Origin of the sequence: Streptomyces sp. NBC_01429 (genome assembly GCF_036231945.1) — a bacterium.
Classification (GTDB): domain Bacteria; phylum Actinomycetota; class Actinomycetes; order Streptomycetales; family Streptomycetaceae; genus Streptomyces.
Window position 1 is genome coordinate 4,840,452 of the sequence record NZ_CP109599.1, and the last position, 18,029, is coordinate 4,858,480.

The window sequence follows — 18,029 nt, forward strand, 5'->3', positions numbered from 1 at the left end:
GAAGGCATAGCCATGGTGGAGATCAAGACTCCCGAGCAGATCGCGAAGATGCGCGAGGCGGGACTGGTCGTCGCCGCCGTGCACGCGGCGACCGGTGCCGCGGCGGTACCCGGCGCCACCACGAACGATCTGGACCAGGTCGCCCGCAAGGTGCTGGCCGAGCACGGCGCCAAGCCCAACTTCCTCGGGTACGGCGGGTTCCCCGCGACGATCTGCACCTCGGTCAACGAGGTCGTGGTCCATGGCATCCCCGACGACAGGACCGTCCTCAAGGACGGCGACATCATCTCCATCGACGCCGGCGCGATCATCGACGGCTGGCACGGTGACGCGGCCTTCACCGCCTTCGTCGGCACCGGTCACGCCCCGGAGCTGGTCGAGCTGTCCCGGGTCACCGAGGAGTCGATGTGGGCCGGTATCGCGGCCATGCGCGGCGGCAGCCGGCTGGTGGACGTGAGCCGCGCCATCGAGACGTACATCCGCCGCCAGCCCCGCCCCGGCGGCGGGAAGTACGGGATCATCGAGGAGTACGGCGGCCACGGCATCGGTACGGCGATGCACATGGACCCGCACCTGCTGAACTACGTCACCCGCAAGCGCGGCAAGGGCCCGAAGCTGATCCCCGGCTTCTGCCTGGCGATCGAGCCCATGGTGTCGCTCGGTACCCCCCATACGGAGGTGCTGGAGGACGAGTGGACGGTGGTCACCACGGACGGCACCTGGTCCTCGCACTGGGAGCACTCGGTGGCCCTGACCGAGGAGGGCCCGCTGGTCCTCACCGCCCCGGACGGCGGCCGGGCGAAGCTGGCGGAGCTGGGGATCACGGCGGCGCCGGACCCCTTGGGGTAGCGGGGCGGCCCCATTGCTCTGCTTAAAGATCTCCCGCTCTGGGCAAACTGAACGGATTCGTCTTTTCGAGAGGGCTCCCGTAGACTGACGCGTCGGATCTGGTGTACCCGTGTGTCCTCATACGGCTGCCAGAATCGATCAAGGTAGCCGATTCGAAGGGCGAAGCGTGGCCAAGAAGCAAGGTGCCATCGAAATCGAGGGCACCGTGATCGAGTCCCTCCCGAACGCCATGTTCAAGGTGGAGCTGCAGAACGGTCACAAGGTCCTCGCGCACATCAGCGGAAAGATGCGGATGCACTACATCCGGATCCTTCCCGATGACCGGGTTGTGGTGGAGCTGTCTCCGTACGACCTGACGCGTGGCCGGATCGTCTACCGATACAAGTAGATCTTGCTGGCGCCCCTCAGACGGGTGTCCGCACTGACCCGGAGAACCTCAATCCCATGAAGGTCAAGCCGAGCGTCAAGAAGATCTGCGACAAGTGCAAGGTGATCCGCCGTCACGGCCGGGTCATGGTCATCTGCGACAACCTGCGCCACAAGCAGCGCCAGGGCTGACGCACGACCGCCTGCCTCTCGCAGTACTTCGCGCGACGCGAGCAACTCGTAATCAAGCAGTGTCCGGCTCCCGGCGACGGGACCGACACCTCCGGCGGAGGCCGGGGACCCGGACCGTATCCGTACGGCGGCCGGGACAGACGCTGCGGAAGACCTCCGAATCAACAGGAGCCATGAATGGCACGCCTCGCAGGCGTTGACCTCCCGCGCGAAAAGCGCGTCGAGGTCGCCCTCACCTACGTCTTCGGTATCGGGCGCACCCGGTCCAAGGAGACCCTCGCCGCCGTCGGCGTCGACCCGAACGTCCGCGTCCGCGACCTGGCCGAGGAAGACCTCGTCAAGATCCGCGAGTACGTGGACGGCAACCTCAAGACCGAGGGTGACCTCCGTCGCGAGATCGCCGCCGACATCCGCCGCAAGGTCGAGATCGGCTGCTACCAGGGTCTGCGTCACCGCCGCGGCCTGCCGGTGCACGGTCAGCGCACCAGCACGAACGCTCGTACCCGCAAGGGCCCGCGTCGCGCCATCGCCGGCAAGAAGAAGCCGGGCAAGAAGTAGTCCTCAGCCGGACGCTCACCAGCGGTCTTCGCTGTAGGACCGACCACCTCCCTGTAGGAGAAACAGATGCCCCCCAAGGGTCGTCAGGGCGCTGCCAAGAAGGTGCGCCGCAAGGAAAAGAAGAACGTCGCTCACGGGCACGCCCACATCAAGAGCACGTTCAACAACACCATCGTCTCGATCACGGACCCCTCGGGCAACGTGATCTCCTGGGCCTCCGCCGGCCACGTCGGCTTCAAGGGCTCGCGCAAGTCCACCCCCTTCGCCGCGCAGATGGCCGCCGAGTCGGCCGCCCGTCGCGCGCAGGAGCACGGCATGCGCAAGGTCGACGTCTTCGTCAAGGGTCCCGGCTCCGGCCGTGAGACCGCGATCCGTTCGCTCCAGGCCACCGGCCTGGAGGTGGGCTCGATCCAGGACGTCACCCCCACCCCGCACAACGGCTGCCGGCCGCCCAAGCGCCGCCGCGTCTGATCTCCGGATCGGCCACGACGGGGTTTGGGGCTAGGGGCGTGGGGATTATTCCCCACACGGTGCGGCACGGCTGCCGGCCGCCCAAGCGCCGCCGCGTCTGACCCCTCGGGGTCGGCGACGCGTTGTTTTTCGGGGTGCGGGCGGTACGGCTCATTCGGGCCGTGCCGCCCGTACCCTTGCACATAGGGCATCAAATAGTGGGTGCCCATGACTGAAGGATCTCGCCATGCTGATCGCTCAGCGCCCTTCGCTGACCGAAGAAGTCGTTGACGAATACCGCTCGCGGTTCGTCATCGAGCCGCTGGAGCCGGGCTTCGGCTACACGCTCGGGAACTCCCTCCGCCGTACGCTCCTCTCCTCGATCCCCGGTGCCGCTGTCACCAGCATCCGGATCGACGGAGTCCTGCACGAGTTCACCACCGTGCCGGGCGTCAAGGAGGACGTCACCGACCTCATCCTCAACATCAAGCAGCTGGTCGTCTCCTCGGAGCACGACGAGCCCGTCGTGATGTACCTGCGCAAGCAGGGCCCCGGCCTGGTCACCGCCGCCGACATCGCCCCGCCGGCCGGTGTCGAGGTCCACAACCCGGACCTCGTCCTGGCGACGCTGAACGGCAAGGGCAAGCTGGAGATGGAGCTGACCGTCGAGCGCGGTCGCGGCTACGTCTCCGCCGTCCAGAACAAGCAGGTGGGCCAGGAGATCGGCCGTATTCCGGTCGACTCCATCTACTCGCCGGTGCTCAAGGTCACGTACAAGGTCGAGGCGACCCGTGTCGAGCAGCGCACCGACTTCGACAAGCTGATCGTCGACGTCGAGACCAAGCAGGCCATGCGGCCGCGCGACGCCATGGCGTCCGCCGGTAAGACGCTGGTCGAGCTGTTCGGTCTCGCGCGCGAGCTGAACATCGACGCCGAGGGCATCGACATGGGCCCCTCGCCCACGGACGCCGCGCTCGCCGCCGATCTCGCCCTGCCGATCGAGGAGCTGGAGCTCACCGTTCGGTCGTACAACTGCCTCAAGCGCGAGGGCATCCACTCCGTGGGTGAGCTCGTGGCGCGGTCCGAGGCCGACCTGCTCGACATCCGCAACTTCGGTGCGAAGTCGATCGACGAGGTCAAGGCGAAGCTGGCCGGCATGGGCCTGGCGCTCAAGGACAGCCCGCCCGGATTCGACCCGACCGCCGCCGCCGACGCCTTCGGCGCCGACGACGACGCGGACGCCGGGTTCGTGGAGACCGAGCAGTACTGACACGCCTCCGGCCGGCGGTCGAGGCTCTGTCCTCAATCGCCGGACGGGCTTGATTTTGCCTTCCGCGAGGCGCCCGCCTCGTGGGAACTGACATCGGTACCTGACACGGCCGGTGCAGATATGAAGGAGTAACACCATGCCGAAGCCCGCCAAGGGTGCCCGTCTGGGCGGCAGCGCCGCGCACGAGAAGCTGCTTCTCGCGAACCTCGCGAAGTCGCTCTTCGAGCACGGCCGCATCACCACGACCGAGGCCAAGGCCCGTCGTGTGCGTCCCATCGCCGAGCGTTTCATCACCAAGGCGAAGAAGGGCGACATCCACAACCGTCGCCTGGTGCTGGAGTCGATCACGGACAAGAGCGTCGTCCACACGCTCTTCACCGAGATCGCCCCGCGCTACGAGAACCGCCCCGGTGGTTACACGCGTATCACCAAGATCGGCAACCGTCGTGGCGACAACGCCCCGATGGCGGTCATCGAGCTGGTCGAGGCGCTGACCGTGGCGCAGGAGGCCACCGGTGAGGCCGAGGCCGCGACCAAGCGCGCCGTCAAGGAAGACGCCCTCAAGAAGGACGAGGCTCCGGCCGAGACCGTCGAGGACGCCAAGCCGGCCGACGCCGAGGTCAAGGACGAGGCGTCCAAGGACGCCTGAGTCCCGCTGTTCGCACGGACGGGTCCGCTCCCTCACGGGGGCGGGCCCGTCCGCTTTGCTTTGAGAGGATCGTCGGGTGAACGAGGAAACCGAGGGCGCGGCGCCCGGACACGTACGGGTACGGCTGGACCTCAGCTACGACGGCAAGGACTTCTCCGGCTGGGCGAAGCAGCGCACCCGGCGCACCGTGCAGGGGGAGATCGAGGACGCGCTGCGTACGGTGACGCGGTCCTCCCGTACGTACGAGCTGACCGTCGCCGGGCGCACCGACGCGGGCGTGCACGCGCGCGGGCAGGTGGCGCACGTGGACCTGCCGCTGGAGGTGTGGGAGGAGCACGCGGAGCGGCTGCTGCGGCGGCTCGCGGGGCGGCTGCCGCACGACGTACGGGTGTGGCGGGCGGCTCCGGCCCCGGCGGGCTTCAACGCGCGGTTCTCCGCGATCTGGCGGCGCTACGCGTACCGCGTGACGGACCATCCGGGCGGGGTCGATCCGCTGCTGCGCGGACATGTGCTCTGGCACGACTGGGAGTTGGACGTGGCGGCGATGAACGCGGCGTCGGCGGGGCTGGTCGGCGAGCACGACTTCGCCGCGTACTGCAAGCGGCGCGAGGGCGCGACGACGATCCGTACGCTCCAGCGGCTGGAGTGGGAGCGGGGCGCGGACGGGATCATCACGGCGACCGTGCGGGCCGATGCCTTCTGCCACAACATGGTGCGCTCGCTGGTGGGCGCGCTGCTGTTCGTGGGGGACGGGCACCGGCCCGTGGAGTGGCCGGCGAAGGTGCTGGCGGCGGGGGTACGGGACTCGGCGGTCCACGTCGTACGGCCGCACGGGCTGACGCTGGAGGAAGTCGGCTATCCGGCCGACGAGTTGCTCGGTGAACGCAATCGGCAGGCGCGCAACAAGCGGACGCTGGGCGGGGCGGGCGGGGCGCCGGACGGCTGCTGCTGACGCCCCGTCCGGGCCCGGCTCGCCAGGATCGCCAGGAACGGCCTAGTCGACGGGTTTGGTGGCGGCCGCCGACGCCTGGGCCTGGCCGCGGGCCAGGATCTGCTGGAACGTGAACTCCGCCACGTCGTCACCGGTGGTGAAGACGTCCTTGTCCGACGTGGTGACGTTCCGGCCGCTGGTGAAGCCGCCGACCGTGAAGTACACGTACCTGCCGTAGGAGTTGGTGGTCTTGCGGCAGACCGAGGGGGCCCGGCAGAAGGTCGGGACGCCCGCTCCCGAGAGCGAGGCGATCCCGCCCTCCGCCTGCTCCTTGGCCTTCAGCGCCTGCGTCTCGTTCGCGAAGACCGCGACGCCGACGGTCACGGCGATCCCGTCCTTGCTGAAGGTGGCGCGGATGACCTGGTCGCAGCTGTTCGAGGCGAGGATCGAGCCGAGCGAACCCTGCGCTGCCGCCGCGCAGTTGGTGGTGGTCGTCGTGGCGCCCTTGCGGTAGACGCGGTCGGCGGCCGTCAGCTTGTCGCCGGGGAAGAGCGTCTCGGCGCTCAGCGGCGCCCTGTCCTTGTCGGCGCTGGAGACGAAGTCCTTCGGATTCGGCGGGGGCGGCGGCGCGACCGAGGAGAAGGCCGGCTCCGGCTCGGTGGTCTCCGTCGGCAGCGCGGCGGCCGGGGGCAGTTGGCTCGCCTGGCCCTCCGAGGCGTTGGCGTCGCCCTTGTTCACGCTGACGACGGTGGTCGCCACGACCGCCGCTATCGCGCCGGTGGCGAGGACGCCGCCGCCTATCAGCAGCCAGCGTTTGCGGCGGGCGCGCGCGGCGGACTCGTCGGCGAGCGCGCCCCAGTCCGGGGTCTGCGTGCCGTACCGGTCCTCCGTGTCACGCTCCGCCGCGCCGAACCGGTTCGAGGGTCCGAACGCGTTCTGGGCGAACGGGTCCTGAGCGAACGGCTCTTGTGCGTACGGCTCCGGTGACGGCGGTGTTCCGTATGGTGCCTGCGATGCGTACGGGTCCTGTGATCCATGCGGGTCGTGTCCCGGTGAACCGGGGTCACCCCAGGAGGCCCCCCCTTGCCCAAAGCTCATGCCGGGAGTTTAAGCCCGCGCATGCCCGCGGTCTGCCCCGGGAACGGGTCCGGAGACCGGAAACCGATTGGGCCCAGGGGCCGTCTGCACCGACAATGCCGGACATGGGACATCTAGAGGCCGCGCACCTGGAGTACTACCTGCCCGACGGACGGGTGCTGCTCGCCGACGCCTCGTTCCGCGTCGCCGAGGGCGGCGTCGTGGCGCTCGTGGGGGCCAACGGCGCGGGCAAGACCACACTGCTGCGACTGATCGCGGGGGAGTTGCAGCCGCACGGCGGCACGGTGAGCGTCAGCGGCGGGCTCGGCGTGATGTCGCAGTTCGTCGGATCGGTACGGGACGATCGGACCGTACGTGACCTGCTGGTATCCGTCGCCCAGCCGCGTATCCGCGAGGCCGCCGCCGCGGTCGACAAGGCCGAGCACGCGATCATGACGGTCGACGACGAGGCCGCGCAGATGGCGTACGCGCAGGCGCTGAGCGACTGGGCCGAGGCGCGCGGGTACGAGGCCGAGACCGTCTGGGACATGTGCACGATGGCCGCCCTCGGTGTGCCGTACGACACGGCGCAGTTCCGCGCGCTGCGCACACTGAGCGGCGGCGAACAGAAGCGGCTGGTTCTGGAGGCTCTCCTGCGCGGGCCCGACGAGGTGCTGCTGCTGGACGAGCCGGACAACTATCTGGACGTACCGGGCAAGCGGTGGCTGGAGGAGCGGCTGCGGGAGACCCGTAAGACGGTCCTGTTCATCTCGCACGACCGGGAGCTGCTGGCCAGGGCCGCCGAGAAGATCGTGAGCGTGGAGCCGGGTCCGGCCGGCTCGGACGTGTGGGTGCACGGCGCCGGGTTCGACACGTACCACCAGGCGCGCCGGGAGCGGTTCGCCCGCTTCGAGGAGCTGAAGCGGCGCTGGGAGGAGAAGCACGCGCAGCTGAAGCGGCTGGTGGTCAATCTGCGGCAGGCGGCCTCGGTCAGCCACGAGATGGCGTCCCGGTACTCGGCCGCGCAGACGCGGCTGCGCAAGTTCGAGGAGGCGGGACCGCCGCCGGAGCCGCCGCGCGAACAGGAGATCACCATGCGGCTGCGCGGCGGACGCACCGGCGTACGCGCCGTGACCTGCGAGAACCTTGAGCTGACCGGTCTGATGAAGCCCTTCTCGCTGGAGATCTACTACGGCGAGCGGGTGGCGGTCCTGGGCTCGAACGGCTCGGGCAAGTCGCACTTCCTGCGGCTGCTGGCCGGGGAGGACGTACGGCACGACGGGACGTGGAAGCTGGGCGCCCGGGTCGTGCCCGGCCACTTCGCGCAGACCCACGCCCACCCCGAGCTGGTGGGCCGCACGCTGGTCGACATCCTGTGGACGGAGCACGCGAAGGACCGGGGCGGGGCGATGAGCGTGCTGCGCCGCTACGAGCTGAGCGGCCAGGGGGACCAGCCCTTCGAGAAGCTCTCCGGCGGTCAGCAGGCGCGCTTCCAGATCCTGCTGCTGGAGCTGGCCGGGACGACGGCGCTGCTGCTGGACGAGCCGACGGACAACCTGGACCTGGAGTCGGCGGAGGCGCTCCAGGACGGTCTGGAGGCGTACGAGGGGACGGTGCTGGCGGTGACGCACGACCGCTGGTTCGCCCGTACCTTCGACCGCTATCTGGTGTTCGGGGCGGACGGGCTGGTACGGGAGGCGCCGGAGCCGGTGTGGGACGAGGGCCGGGTGGTACGGGAGCGGTGACGGCCGACGGCCCCCTGGGACGGGGTCCCGGGGCGTGGTCCGGGGGCAGGGTCCGTGGTGGGGTCCGGGGTGGGTCCCTGGACGTGGTCCGGGGCGGCTGGGACCCCGTTTTGACCCGTACGGGGCAGCGACGGTATTCTTCTGGTTCGTTATGCGTATTGGCTTGGTCGTTCTCACGCGAGGGGCCCTTACGCCGGTCCACCGGGCCGATGGACAGCGGTAGGTACACGGGTTGCGTCCCCGGCGTATCACCAGGGCTGTCGTGATCGTCCGGGTGGCCTTGTCAGGACTCCACTCACTGAAGAAGCGAAGGCATACGACCGTGCGTACGTACAGCCCCAAGCCCGGCGATGTGACGCGCCAGTGGCACATCATCGACGCGCAGGACATCGTCCTGGGCCGTCTGGCGACCACCGCCGCCAACCTTCTGCGCGGTAAGCACAAGGCGATCTACGCGCCCCACGTCGACACCGGTGACTTCGTCATCATCGTCAACGCGGACAAGGTGCACCTGTCCGGCAACAAGAAGACCCAGAAGATGGCGTACCGCCACTCCGGTTACCCGGGTGGTCTGCGCTCCGTCCGTTACGACGAGCTGCTCGCCAAGAACCCCGAGAAGGCCGTCGAGAAGGCCATCAAGGGCATGATTCCCAAGAACACCCTGGGCCGTCAGATGCTCTCGAAGCTGAAGATCTACTCGGGTGACCAGCACCCGCACGCTGCGCAGCAGCCGGTCCCGTTCGAGATCACCCAGGTCGCGCAGTAGTTCCGGCCACCCCCTAAGACGAAAAGAAATCTGAGGAGCATCGTGGCCGAGACCACTGCAGAGACCCCCGTCGAGGCCCCCGAGGCCGAGGAGACCTTCGACGCGGTGACGACCTTCGAGTCGGAGGTCCCCGTCGAGGGTGAGTACACCTCCGAGTCCCTGGCGGGCCGCTTCGGCGACCCCCAGCCCGCCGCCGGCCTGGGTCGTCGCAAGAACGCCATCGCCCGCGTCCGGATCGTTCCGGGCACCGGCAAGTGGAAGATCAACGGTCGCACCCTTGAGGAGTACTTCCCCAACAAGGTGCACCAGCAGGCTGTCAACGAGCCCTTCAAGGTGCTTGAGCTGGACAACCGCTACGACGTCATCGCCCGCATCTCGGGTGGCGGCGTCTCCGGTCAGGCCGGCGCCCTGCGCCTCGGCGTGGCCCGCTCGCTGAACGAGGCGGACGTGGACAACAACCGCGCCACGCTGAAGAAGGCCGGCTTCCTGAGCCGCGACGACCGCGCGGTCGAGCGCAAGAAGGCCGGTCTCAAGAAGGCCCGCAAGGCCCCGCAGTACAGCAAGCGCTAGTCGCTCGCTTGCCGGACCAGGCTTTACGGCCTTACGGCATACGAACGCCCCGGCGGCACTCCGTGCTGCCGGGGCGTTCGTTTTCTTGGTTACTCGGGCGTATAACAGCATGAGACGCTCACTCGTCGCTCAATCGCTTTCATGTGCCGACTTGAGCGCACATAAGTTTGCAATTTCGGAGCATTTGCGGTCGGTGCGGATGGCTGCGCCGGCCGTTTCTCGGAGGGAGAGCTGTGGGACGACTCTTCGGCACGGACGGCGTGCGCGGTGTCGCCAACGCCGACCTGACGGCCGAGCTGGCGCTCGGTCTGTCGGTGGCGGCGGCGCATGTGCTCGGCGAAGTGGGGACGTTCGAGGGGCATCGGCCCACGGCGGTGGTCGGACGTGATCCCCGCGCGTCCGGCGAATTCCTGGAGGCGGCGGTCGTCGCGGGGCTCGCGAGCGCGGGCGTGGACGTCCTGCGCGTCGGTGTGCTGCCCACCCCGGCGGTGGCGTATCTCACCGGTGTGCTGGGCGCCGACCTCGGCGTGATGCTCTCCGCGAGCCACAACGCCATGCCCGACAACGGCGTCAAGTTCTTCGCGCGCGGCGGCCACAAGCTCGCCGACGAGCTGGAGGACCGGATCGAGAAGATCTACGACGAGCACCGTACGGGCGAGCCGTGGGCGCGGCCGACCGGCGGGGGCGTCGGCCGGGTCCGTACGTACGACGAAGGTTTCGATCAGTACGTGGCACATCTGATCGGCGTCCTGCCGAACCGGCTCGACGGCCTCAAGGTCGTCCTGGACGAGGCGCACGGCGCGGCGGCCCGGGTGTCGCCGGAGGCGTTCGCCCGCGCCGGGGCCGAGGTCATCACGATCGGCGCCGAGCCCGACGGGCTGAACATCAACGACGGCTGCGGCTCCACCCACTTGGGGCTGCTGAAGGCGGCCGTCGTCGAACACGGCGCCGACTTCGGCATCGCCCACGACGGCGACGCGGACCGCTGCCTGGCCGTGGACGGCGCGGGCGAGGAGGTCGACGGCGACCAGATCCTCGCGGTGCTGGCCCTCGCGATGCGCGAGGCGGGCACCCTGCGCGGCAACGCGGTCGTCGGGACCGTCATGTCCAACCTGGGCTTCAAGATGGCGATGGAGCGCGAGGGCATCACGCTGGTCGAGACGGCGGTCGGTGACCGCTACGTCCTCGAATCCATGAAGGAGCACGGCTACGCCCTCGGCGGCGAACAGTCGGGCCACGTCATCGTCCTCGACCACGCCACCACCGGCGACGGCACCCTTACCGGCCTCATGCTGGCCGCCCGCGTCGCCGCGACCGGCCGCACGCTGGGCGACCTGGCGGGCGTCATGAGCCGGCTGCCCCAGGTCCTCGTCAACGTCCCCGACGTCGACAAGTCCCGGGTGAAGACCTCGGCGGAGCTGGCCTCGGCGGTATCGGAGGCCGAACGCGACCTGGGCTCGACGGGCCGCGTCCTGCTGCGCCCCTCGGGCACGGAGCCGCTGGTACGGGTCATGGTCGAGGCCGCCGACATCGACCAGGCGCGCTCGGTGGCGAGCCGGCTGGCGGACGCGGTGAAGGCGACGCTGGGCTGAGGGCCGGAGGGCGGGTCGGGCGCGGGGTTCGGGCGGTCCCGGAGTCCGGCGCGGGTGCTTGAGCGTGGCGGGTACGGCGCGTGCCGGGCCCGCCCGCGTGACCTGGGGCACGCCATTTGCCGTGAGAATCGTTGCATGAACGATGACACGACCTTCGGGGTGGGCGACGGGCCGGTGGCTGACGTCTCCGCGCAGAGGCAGATCGAGCGTGACAATCTCGCCGAACTCGTAGCCGAGCATGAGTCCGCGCACAGTGCGTTCAGCCCGCAGGAGATCGAGGCTGCCCGCGCCGAACTGCGGGGCGCCGGCGAGGAACTCCTCGGCGCGGCCGGTGAGGGCCGGGCAGGTGAGCACCGGGTGGCCACGGTTCGGCGCGAGAACCGCCGGGGCGCGGTGGTGGACGCGGAGCGGCCGCGCCACCATCTGGCACAGGTCTGCCCGTCGAAGGCGGAAGCCGTGGCAGAGGCCGGGGGCTGGTCGATTCTCCTGCCGGGGCTCCCGGTCTCGGCGGACGGGAGTATGCCGAGGACTGGCAGGACCGGCTCCGTACCGCCCCTGATCACCGGGACCACTGGGCTTTCGTGCAACTGATCGCGTTGAGCGACGATCAGCAGTTGGCCGACTGGCTGGTCGGAGCCGGCCGGTGAGCTGATCACGGTCGGACCGGGAGCGGTACGAGCGGTTGGGCCTCACCGTCCTTCCGGACGGCTGTGGCGGGGGTCGAGCGCGGGAGGATGTTTCGTGTCGACGGTGGCTCCGTAGGCCAGGGATATGAGCAGGATGGCGGTCGTCAGGCTGGTCAGCGCGGTCTCCAGCAGGATCCTGCGGCGATTCGGGAGGCTGATCACGTCGTACCGTCCGCGTGGTGTGTGCGGTGAGGCCCCGCGCAGTCGGGTGTGCAGACCCAGAGGCGGAAGAGCCGGCCGAGGTGGTGCACCTCGCCGAGTACGCGGCCGTCCATGCCGAGGCGGCGGGCGCAGCGGACGCAGTCGATGGCCATCTGCTGCCGGGGTGTGAGCCGGGTCAGGGGCGGGTGCCCGTCCGCGGGGCGGTGGTTCACGGCTCGCGGTTCTTGCCCCAGCGCCTGAGGTCCGTACCCCACCGGTCCGAGAGGGCCTGGACAACAGCGAGTCCACGGCCGTCCTCGGCGTCGTCGGGGGCGGTGCGGGGGGTGGGCGGGGCGGGAGAGTTGTCGGCGACGGCGACCCGTACGCGGCCGTGCTCGGGGTGCGAGACGACCACCCGAACCAGCCGACTGGCGCTGTGCTCAACGGAGTTGGCGAGCAGTTCCGATACAAGCAGCGTCGCGCTGTCCGTCAGGCCGGGCAGTTCCCATGCGGTGCAGGCCGCGCTCACGAGGAGCCTGGCCCGGTGGGCGGACGCGGGCTCGCAGGGGAGCGTCTGGCTGTAGGCGGGCCGACCGGTGGGGGAGGGGAGGGCGCCGTGTGCCTCTCGTGCGCTGAGTATGAATGGGCGGTGGGCGGAGGATTGCTGGTTGGAAGGGCGGGCGGGGTCGGCCGGGTGGTGGAGGGGCATGGGGAACTCCAGCGGCTTTTCTGGGTTTTGGGCGCAGATCACCCGTAAGCGGTAACTTCAGCGATTGCTACCTTCGGTGACCGGGTGGTCGCTCAGCCAGATTGGGACGTGTTGTACCTGCTAAGCAAGCTGAAGTGGGAATCCCCGATGGGTTGGTATATGTGATCGAAGGGGCTAACGGATCTCCGGAGAGCACTTGCGCTGCCAGACTCGACACAAGCACCGCAGCGCGGCAGGCTCTACCACTACGGAGGCACGCTCGTGGCAGCACCGACAGGACCAACGGTCCGGCGTATGCAACTTGGCTGGGAACTGAAAGAGTTGCGGGACAAAGCCGGTTTCACCCTGGCGCAGGCGACTGACGGATTGACGTTTTCCCCGTCCAAGCTCCACCGCGTGGAGAACGGGTTGACCGGTCTGCCGAAGGTCCAGGACTTGAAGGACCTGCTCGACCGCTATGGGGTGGTGGACGAGGAAGACGTGACTTTCCTGGTGGAGATCCACCGTGACTCGCTCAACAGGGGCTGGTGGTCGCTCTATCGCAGCGTGCTGCCGTCCGGCATGAGTATGTACATCGGGCTGGAGAGTGGAGCACGCAGCATCCGTGCGTGGCAGCCGGGTGTTGTCTACGGAGTGCTTCAGACCGAGCGCTACGCCCGGGAGATGTTTCTTACGGCCAAATCCGTCGAAGAGACGAACACCGAGTTCGTGGAGCGCCACACTCAGATCCGCATGCAGCGCAAGGAGTTGCTGACTCGCAGGGACAGTCCGCTGGAACTCTGGGTCATCCTGGATGAGGCCGTGCTGCGGCGGGTGATCGGTGGACCTGATGTGATGCGGGAACAGTACGAGGAGATCATCAGGCTCTCGCAGTTGGACAACGTGACGATTCAGATCCTCCCTGCGAGCATCTCGACCTACCGCTGTAGCTTCAACTTCGCGCTGATGGACTTCGGCGGCCCGCTGCCCACGGTGGTCCAGTCCGATGCGGTCGACGGGTCGAGCCTTGGCGATAAGGACACCACGATCTGGACCTTCACCCGCAGGTTCGACGCCTTGCGGGCCGGGGCCCTTGCCCCTGGTGAGACAGCCATGTTCCTGCAACGACTAGCACGAGAGATCTGACCCTCATGAATCACCGCGCCATATCTCAACTCAGCTCTGGGACGGCCTGGTTCAAGTCTTCGTACAGCGCGGAGAACGGCACCGCGTGCGTCGAAGTGGCCGACCTCGCCGGCACCGGCCACGTCGGCGTCCGCGACTCCAAGCAGAAGGCCGGCCCCGCCCTCGTCGTCCCTGCCTCCGCGTGGGCCGCCTTCGTCGGCGGCGTGTAGGGCCGGTCAGGACAGCAGCAGCAGGCAGTCCCAGGAGGCGGCCGGGCTGGAGGGAAGCAGACCGCTGTAGTCGGCCAGAGCAAGGGCGATTCCGGTGGCGCCGGTCAGGAAGCCGGGGTTGTCGTACCTCGCCCCGGCTTTGACATGAGGGAAACGGAAGGGCCGTCGGTGGTCGTGGAAGCCTGCCGTACGGTCGGCGGCCTGTCGCGCGACGGCCCAGCACCCGGCTCTGGCGGCGGCTTGGAGGACTCCGGCGGACCCGTGGCACAGCGTGGGGCCTTCCGTGTCCCATCGGCCGGGGCCGCGGTCGCGGTCGCCGAGAGCGGCGATGGCGTCGTGCCCGGCGCCGGTCAGGGCGGGCTCGGCCAGGGCGTTGCCGGCGAGGGCGAGAGCACGGCCGATCCCCGGGCTGCCGTAGCACCAGGCGTCCCCCCTGCCCGGTGCGCGGCGGCGCGCTTCCCGGGCGGGCGGGACGTCAAGGTCGTTGCCGCTGACGAATGTCGGCCAGGACGCGGTGGGCTCCTGCCAGCTGAGGAGCCAGGACGCGGCCGTACGGATCGCCTCCGGCTGTCCGGCAACGGTACGGCCCGCCGTGTGGGCGGACGCGAGGAAGGCGAGGGGACCGGCTATGCCGTGGGCGAGGCCGGTGGTGGCGGCGCCCGAGGGATGGACGGTGACGGGGGGTGGATGATCGACGGCGGGCAGCCACCAGCCTGGCCGGGAACCGTACCGGGTGTGGATCAGTGCGGTGAGGGTGGTGAGCGCGGCCGTCAGTCCGCGGTCGGCCGCGTCGTGGTGTCCGGCGGTGTGGGCGGCGAGAAGGACGCGGCCGACGCCCGTCAGGCCCTTGATCGCGTCGTACACCGCCCACGGCGTGCCCGGTCGCTCGCTGTTGGCGCGCCGCCGCTGGTGACGGGCCAGACCTTCGGCGCGGGCGGACAGCCATGCCGTGGCGCTTTCTACGGTCTCGCGGTGGCGGCCGGGGTCGGGGAGATAGCCCGTTCCGACGATCAGGGAGGCTGCCAGAGCGCCGGGGCCGGTGTGGATGCCGTCCGGTGGTGTGCCGGCTTGCAGGTCGGCTGCTGCCTTCCAGTGGTCGGCGGCTGCCGTGGCGAACTCGGGCCGGTACTGGGCCAGACAGGCGTGCAGGAGCGCGGTACCCGCCAGTCCGTCGCACAGTGTCGCAACGGCTTGCGGCGGGAGGGCCGCCATGACTCGTTCCGGATCAAGCAGGGCGTCGGCGACGCCCGTCGCTTGCGCGGTCGGCGCGTCAGTGCCGGAGGACATGGGCCTGGATGTGGAAAAGGTCGATGGCCAAGGACCGGGCGATGCGTTCTTGGCCGGAGTCGGAGCCCAGGAGCCGGTTGCAGTGCATGTGGATCAGGTCCGAGGCGCAGCGGTCGGCTATCTCCGGGGTGGGAAGGAGCACGCGGTAGACGGACAGGGCTTCTTGCCGTGCTTCCCACAATGTGGTGAGCCGGGGCGGGACGGTGCCGGTGCGGGTTGGGGCGCGTAGCCGTTCCCGTCGGTTGCGTTCGACAGAGGTCAGCGGGCCGCTGCGGAGTGCGGACGGTGAGGTGCACCAGCGGGCGATCGCGGTCGCTGAGCGAGCGGCGAGTAGGAGGCGGTCGTCTTCGGTTCCCGGGTGGTTGAGCGCGGCGAGGACGAGGGCGCTGTCGGCGACGAAGACGTCCTCAGCCGCGTGGACGCAGTGGGGACCGCCGTATCGCTGTGTCTCGCGTACATAGGGCGCATAGTGGAGTTGTCCGTCACTCAGGCGTTGCTCGGCGAGGCCGACTGCCCACTCTCCCAGGGAGTGCGACAGTCCGCTCAAGGTGCCCGGGTCTGCTTGGAAGCGCAGGCGCAGGTGCGGGCCCAGTGCCGGGGTGTCGTAGCGGAGCCAGAACAGCCTGGCTCCGGCGGGGACAGGTGGAAGCCGTTCCAGTACGGCGTCCTGATGGCGGGCGGGAACAGCGATGGCGGCGGACAGCCAGTCCCGTCCCGGAGGGCAAGTGTCCGCTGTTCGGGGCCGGGGAGCGGTGCGGGGGTCGGTGAGGGCTTGCGCTGGGCTGGTGCGGCGCTGAAGAGCGACCACCAGTTCGAGAGGATGGCGGCCGCGCGGGCCTCTCACCGCCAGTTCGTGGCTGCCGTGTCCGAGCGCTTCGGTCAGCGATCGGGTCCCTCGCAGCACCGTGCGCCGCAGGATCTCCTGGTGATCCGTGTCGTGTGGGCGGAGAGGGAGCTGGCGGTCCGACTCCTCGGCCACGACGACCGGAGGAACCGGCGGAAAGGTCGTGGCGAGCCAGGTGGCAAGGCGCCGATGCCAGGTGGATTGTCTCGTTGCGGCGGCCACCACGTCGTCCGGCAGCAGCCAGCGTTGCGGGGCCAGGACGACGCCGCGACAGCTGACCCGGGGGGTGTACGGGAAGCAGGCGGCCGGTCCCCACGACCAGGTGTGCCAGGGCCGCTCGTCGACGTGGCCGAGCAGATGCAGGAGTTGGGCGGCGGGCGGAAGGAGGTCGCGGGTGATGCGGCTGAACAGTACCGGTACGACCTGCTGCTGGAGGGTGTGCGACCACAACACCAACTGTCGGCTGGAGCTGGTGATCGCCAAGTCTTCCGGGTGCAGGTCACCGTCACGGGTGGGGACGCCGACCGGGATGCGAAAGGGGGCAAACCCGGTCTCGACGGCCAGACCTGCGGCCTTGGCGGAAAGGGGTCGGCAGACGACCTCGGCAATAACAGGTCCGTTGATGTCCGGTGTGCTTGGGGTCAGTTGGGGGAGCCACCGCGCGAACCGGCCGGAGGCCGAGCCGGCGTCCTGGGCGGCGAGGCGGCCGACCACCAAACGGGAGGAGCCGTCCGCCTCGGCCACGATACGTACGTGGATCTCCGCGCTGCGCGGCGGCGGGCCCGTACCGTGGTCCAGGCGCTCGATGTGTTCCTCGGTCAATTCGACCTCGGTCCGCCCGTGTGCGAGGGCGTCCGACAGGAGGGAAGCCAGCAGCCGACTGTGCTGTTCCCGGCTCTCGCCGGACTCGGTGGTGGCCGCGATGGCATCGCCCGCATGTGGGGGCCCGATGCCGACGGTCGGGTCGATGGCTTCCAGGAGCGGCACCATGCGATGCCGTCCGTACGTCTCTACGAACCGGTCCGACCAGAGACGCAGCGGGGGCGTGCGGTGGCTGATCCGCCACAACGCCGATGCGGCCAGGGCGGCTTGCGCGCCGACGGCCGAGGGCAGTCGCAGTTCGGCGTCGGCCAGTGTGTCCACAGTGATCGGGCGGTCGACAAGGTGGATTTGGTCGGCGAGAGACCGGGCCGAGCGCAGTAGCCTGAGTCGTTGTGCCGCACCGGGTGGGTGTTGGTCGGCCTCTCTCAGCAGCTCCCGCAGCCTGATCAGGAGCGCGTGTTCGGGGGCAGATCCGGGGACTTTGCGCAGGAGATGTCCGAGCGGATCGTCGCGCGGGTCCTCGGGAAGAATGTCGGTCAGCAGGATTCCCGTGCGGACCATGTGTGTGAGCGCCTCTTCGGCGGCCTCCGCCGTCGCGCCCGGATAGCGTTCCAGGACGGCAGCGATGACGTCGCTCCCCAGTACGCCATCGGCGCATGTCTTCAGCAGCCACGTGGACAGTCCGGTGACAAGGACGCTGCCGAGCTGCCCGGATCCGTCCCGGCCGGGATGCTCGGCCTCGTACCGGGCCCCATGACCCACCACCAGGTTGTTCACTGTGAACACCAGCATCGGTACGACGCCCGGTGCCCGAAAGGCGCTGTCCGTGAAGCCGAGCAACCACTGAGGGCTGGGCACGGTGACCGCCTGGTGACGTTCGCCCAGGCGCAGCACCACCTGGTGGCCCCCCAGCCGGGCGGTGGCAACCCCGCACCACACACCATGGGGAGTCGTCCGCGTTTGTGCCCGGATCCTGTAGGCGGTGCGTGTCACTTCGGCTTTGTGCGAGTCGCGGGCCGACTGTTCCAGGGACCGGGAGGCCAAGAACAGTCCTTCCTCGATCAGCCCCTCGTCGATCAGCCCCTCCCCCTGGTCTGTGCCGCAGGCCAGCAGCGGAATACGGGCCATTGCCACCGGGCCGAAAGTAAAGACGTTCCCTGCCACCGTGCCCCATCACGTTGTGCGGGGTGG

At 69.4% G+C, this 18,029-nt stretch carries 21 protein-coding genes; 15 read left to right on the forward strand and 6 right to left on the reverse strand.

The window, feature by feature from the left end:
- Positions 1-12 precede the first annotated feature (12 nt).
- From map to truA, 8 genes are all read left to right on the forward strand, one after another.
- A complete protein-coding gene (map, locus tag OG627_RS21280) occupies positions 13-849 on the forward strand; it encodes a type I methionyl aminopeptidase (protein ID WP_329067419.1) in 837 nt (278 codons plus the stop codon).
- 166 nt (positions 850-1,015) lie between these two features.
- Entirely contained in the window at positions 1,016-1,237 is a 222-nt protein-coding gene (gene infA, locus OG627_RS21285) for a translation initiation factor IF-1 (protein ID WP_003956442.1), read from the forward strand.
- Between the two features lie 56 nt (positions 1,238-1,293).
- A complete protein-coding gene (gene rpmJ, locus OG627_RS21290) occupies positions 1,294-1,407 on the forward strand; it encodes a 50S ribosomal protein L36 (RefSeq protein ID WP_003956441.1) in 114 nt (37 codons plus the stop codon).
- Between the two features lie 177 nt (positions 1,408-1,584).
- Entirely contained in the window at positions 1,585-1,965 is a 381-nt protein-coding gene (gene rpsM / locus OG627_RS21295; RefSeq protein WP_114625517.1) for a 30S ribosomal protein S13, read from the forward strand.
- Positions 1,966-2,031: 66 nt separating this feature from the next.
- Positions 2,032-2,436, forward strand: a complete 405-nt coding sequence (gene rpsK / locus OG627_RS21300) for a 30S ribosomal protein S11 (protein WP_003956432.1) — start codon at positions 2,032-2,034, stop codon at positions 2,434-2,436.
- A gap of 226 nt (positions 2,437-2,662) precedes the next feature.
- Positions 2,663-3,685 carry a DNA-directed RNA polymerase subunit alpha gene (locus OG627_RS21305; RefSeq protein ID WP_003956430.1) on the forward strand — a complete coding sequence of 341 codons (1,023 nt, stop codon included), beginning with the start codon at positions 2,663-2,665 and terminating at the stop codon, positions 3,683-3,685.
- 136 nt (positions 3,686-3,821) lie between these two features.
- Positions 3,822-4,334: a 50S ribosomal protein L17 gene (gene rplQ / locus OG627_RS21310; protein ID WP_329067422.1), complete on the forward strand. Its 513-nt coding sequence runs from the start codon at positions 3,822-3,824 to the stop codon at positions 4,332-4,334.
- A gap of 76 nt (positions 4,335-4,410) precedes the next feature.
- Positions 4,411-5,286 (forward strand): tRNA pseudouridine(38-40) synthase TruA, encoded by an 876-nt coding sequence (gene truA / locus OG627_RS21315; protein ID WP_329067424.1) that lies wholly within the window; start codon positions 4,411-4,413, stop codon positions 5,284-5,286.
- Between the two features lie 42 nt (positions 5,287-5,328).
- Here the strand turns inward: truA and OG627_RS21320 are convergent, their stop codons facing one another.
- Complete coding sequence (locus tag OG627_RS21320; protein ID WP_329067426.1) at positions 5,329-6,363, reverse strand: hypothetical protein; 1,035 nt, start codon at positions 6,361-6,363, stop codon at positions 5,329-5,331.
- A 104-nt stretch (positions 6,364-6,467) separates the two neighbouring features.
- Here OG627_RS21320 and OG627_RS21325 point away from each other — a divergent pair, with 104 nt between their 5' ends.
- From OG627_RS21325 to OG627_RS21345, 5 genes are all read left to right on the forward strand, one after another.
- Entirely contained in the window at positions 6,468-8,087 is a 1,620-nt protein-coding gene (locus OG627_RS21325) for an ABC-F family ATP-binding cassette domain-containing protein (protein WP_329067428.1), read from the forward strand.
- Positions 8,088-8,409: 322 nt separating this feature from the next.
- The gene (gene rplM / locus OG627_RS21330) at positions 8,410-8,853 is read left to right on the forward strand and encodes a 50S ribosomal protein L13 (protein WP_114625522.1); all 444 of its coding nucleotides are present in this window, start codon (positions 8,410-8,412) and stop codon (positions 8,851-8,853) included.
- A 42-nt stretch (positions 8,854-8,895) separates the two neighbouring features.
- Positions 8,896-9,423: a 30S ribosomal protein S9 gene (rpsI, locus tag OG627_RS21335; protein WP_114625523.1), complete on the forward strand. Its 528-nt coding sequence runs from the start codon at positions 8,896-8,898 to the stop codon at positions 9,421-9,423.
- A gap of 233 nt (positions 9,424-9,656) precedes the next feature.
- The gene (gene glmM / locus OG627_RS21340) at positions 9,657-11,015 is read left to right on the forward strand and encodes a phosphoglucosamine mutase (protein WP_329067431.1); all 1,359 of its coding nucleotides are present in this window, start codon (positions 9,657-9,659) and stop codon (positions 11,013-11,015) included.
- A 135-nt stretch (positions 11,016-11,150) separates the two neighbouring features.
- A complete protein-coding gene (locus OG627_RS21345) occupies positions 11,151-11,606 on the forward strand; it encodes a hypothetical protein (RefSeq protein ID WP_329067433.1) in 456 nt (151 codons plus the stop codon).
- A gap of 98 nt (positions 11,607-11,704) precedes the next feature.
- On the opposite strand, the gene OG627_RS21350 is transcribed toward OG627_RS21345, so the two are convergent.
- From OG627_RS21350 to OG627_RS21360, 3 genes are read right to left on the reverse strand one after another with little or no spacing between them, the layout of a single operon-like run.
- Positions 11,705-11,863, reverse strand: a complete 159-nt coding sequence (locus OG627_RS21350; RefSeq protein ID WP_329067434.1) for a hypothetical protein — start codon at positions 11,861-11,863, stop codon at positions 11,705-11,707.
- Positions 11,860-12,075: a hypothetical protein gene (locus OG627_RS21355; RefSeq protein WP_329067437.1), complete on the reverse strand. Its 216-nt coding sequence runs from the start codon at positions 12,073-12,075 to the stop codon at positions 11,860-11,862. The genes OG627_RS21350 and OG627_RS21355 overlap by 4 nt, the downstream gene beginning before the upstream one ends.
- A complete protein-coding gene (locus OG627_RS21360) occupies positions 12,072-12,551 on the reverse strand; it encodes an ATP-binding protein (RefSeq protein ID WP_329067439.1) in 480 nt (159 codons plus the stop codon). The genes OG627_RS21355 and OG627_RS21360 overlap by 4 nt, the downstream gene beginning before the upstream one ends.
- Before the next feature lie 261 nt (positions 12,552-12,812).
- Between OG627_RS21360 and OG627_RS21365 the strand changes: the two genes are divergently transcribed.
- Positions 12,813-13,676 (forward strand): helix-turn-helix domain-containing protein, encoded by an 864-nt coding sequence (locus OG627_RS21365; RefSeq protein WP_329067441.1) that lies wholly within the window; start codon positions 12,813-12,815, stop codon positions 13,674-13,676.
- Positions 13,677-13,681: 5 nt separating this feature from the next.
- Positions 13,682-13,885 carry a DUF397 domain-containing protein gene (locus OG627_RS21370; protein WP_329067443.1) on the forward strand — a complete coding sequence of 68 codons (204 nt, stop codon included), beginning with the start codon at positions 13,682-13,684 and terminating at the stop codon, positions 13,883-13,885.
- 6 nt (positions 13,886-13,891) lie between these two features.
- Here OG627_RS21370 and OG627_RS21375 read toward each other — a convergent pair whose 3' ends face one another.
- The gene (locus OG627_RS21375; RefSeq protein ID WP_329067445.1) at positions 13,892-15,172 is read right to left on the reverse strand and encodes a lanthionine synthetase LanC family protein; all 1,281 of its coding nucleotides are present in this window, start codon (positions 15,170-15,172) and stop codon (positions 13,892-13,894) included.
- Entirely contained in the window at positions 15,156-17,966 is a 2,811-nt protein-coding gene (locus OG627_RS21380) for a lantibiotic dehydratase (RefSeq protein WP_329072846.1), read from the reverse strand. The genes OG627_RS21375 and OG627_RS21380 overlap by 17 nt, the downstream gene beginning before the upstream one ends.
- Between the last annotated feature and the right edge of the window lie 63 nt (positions 17,967-18,029).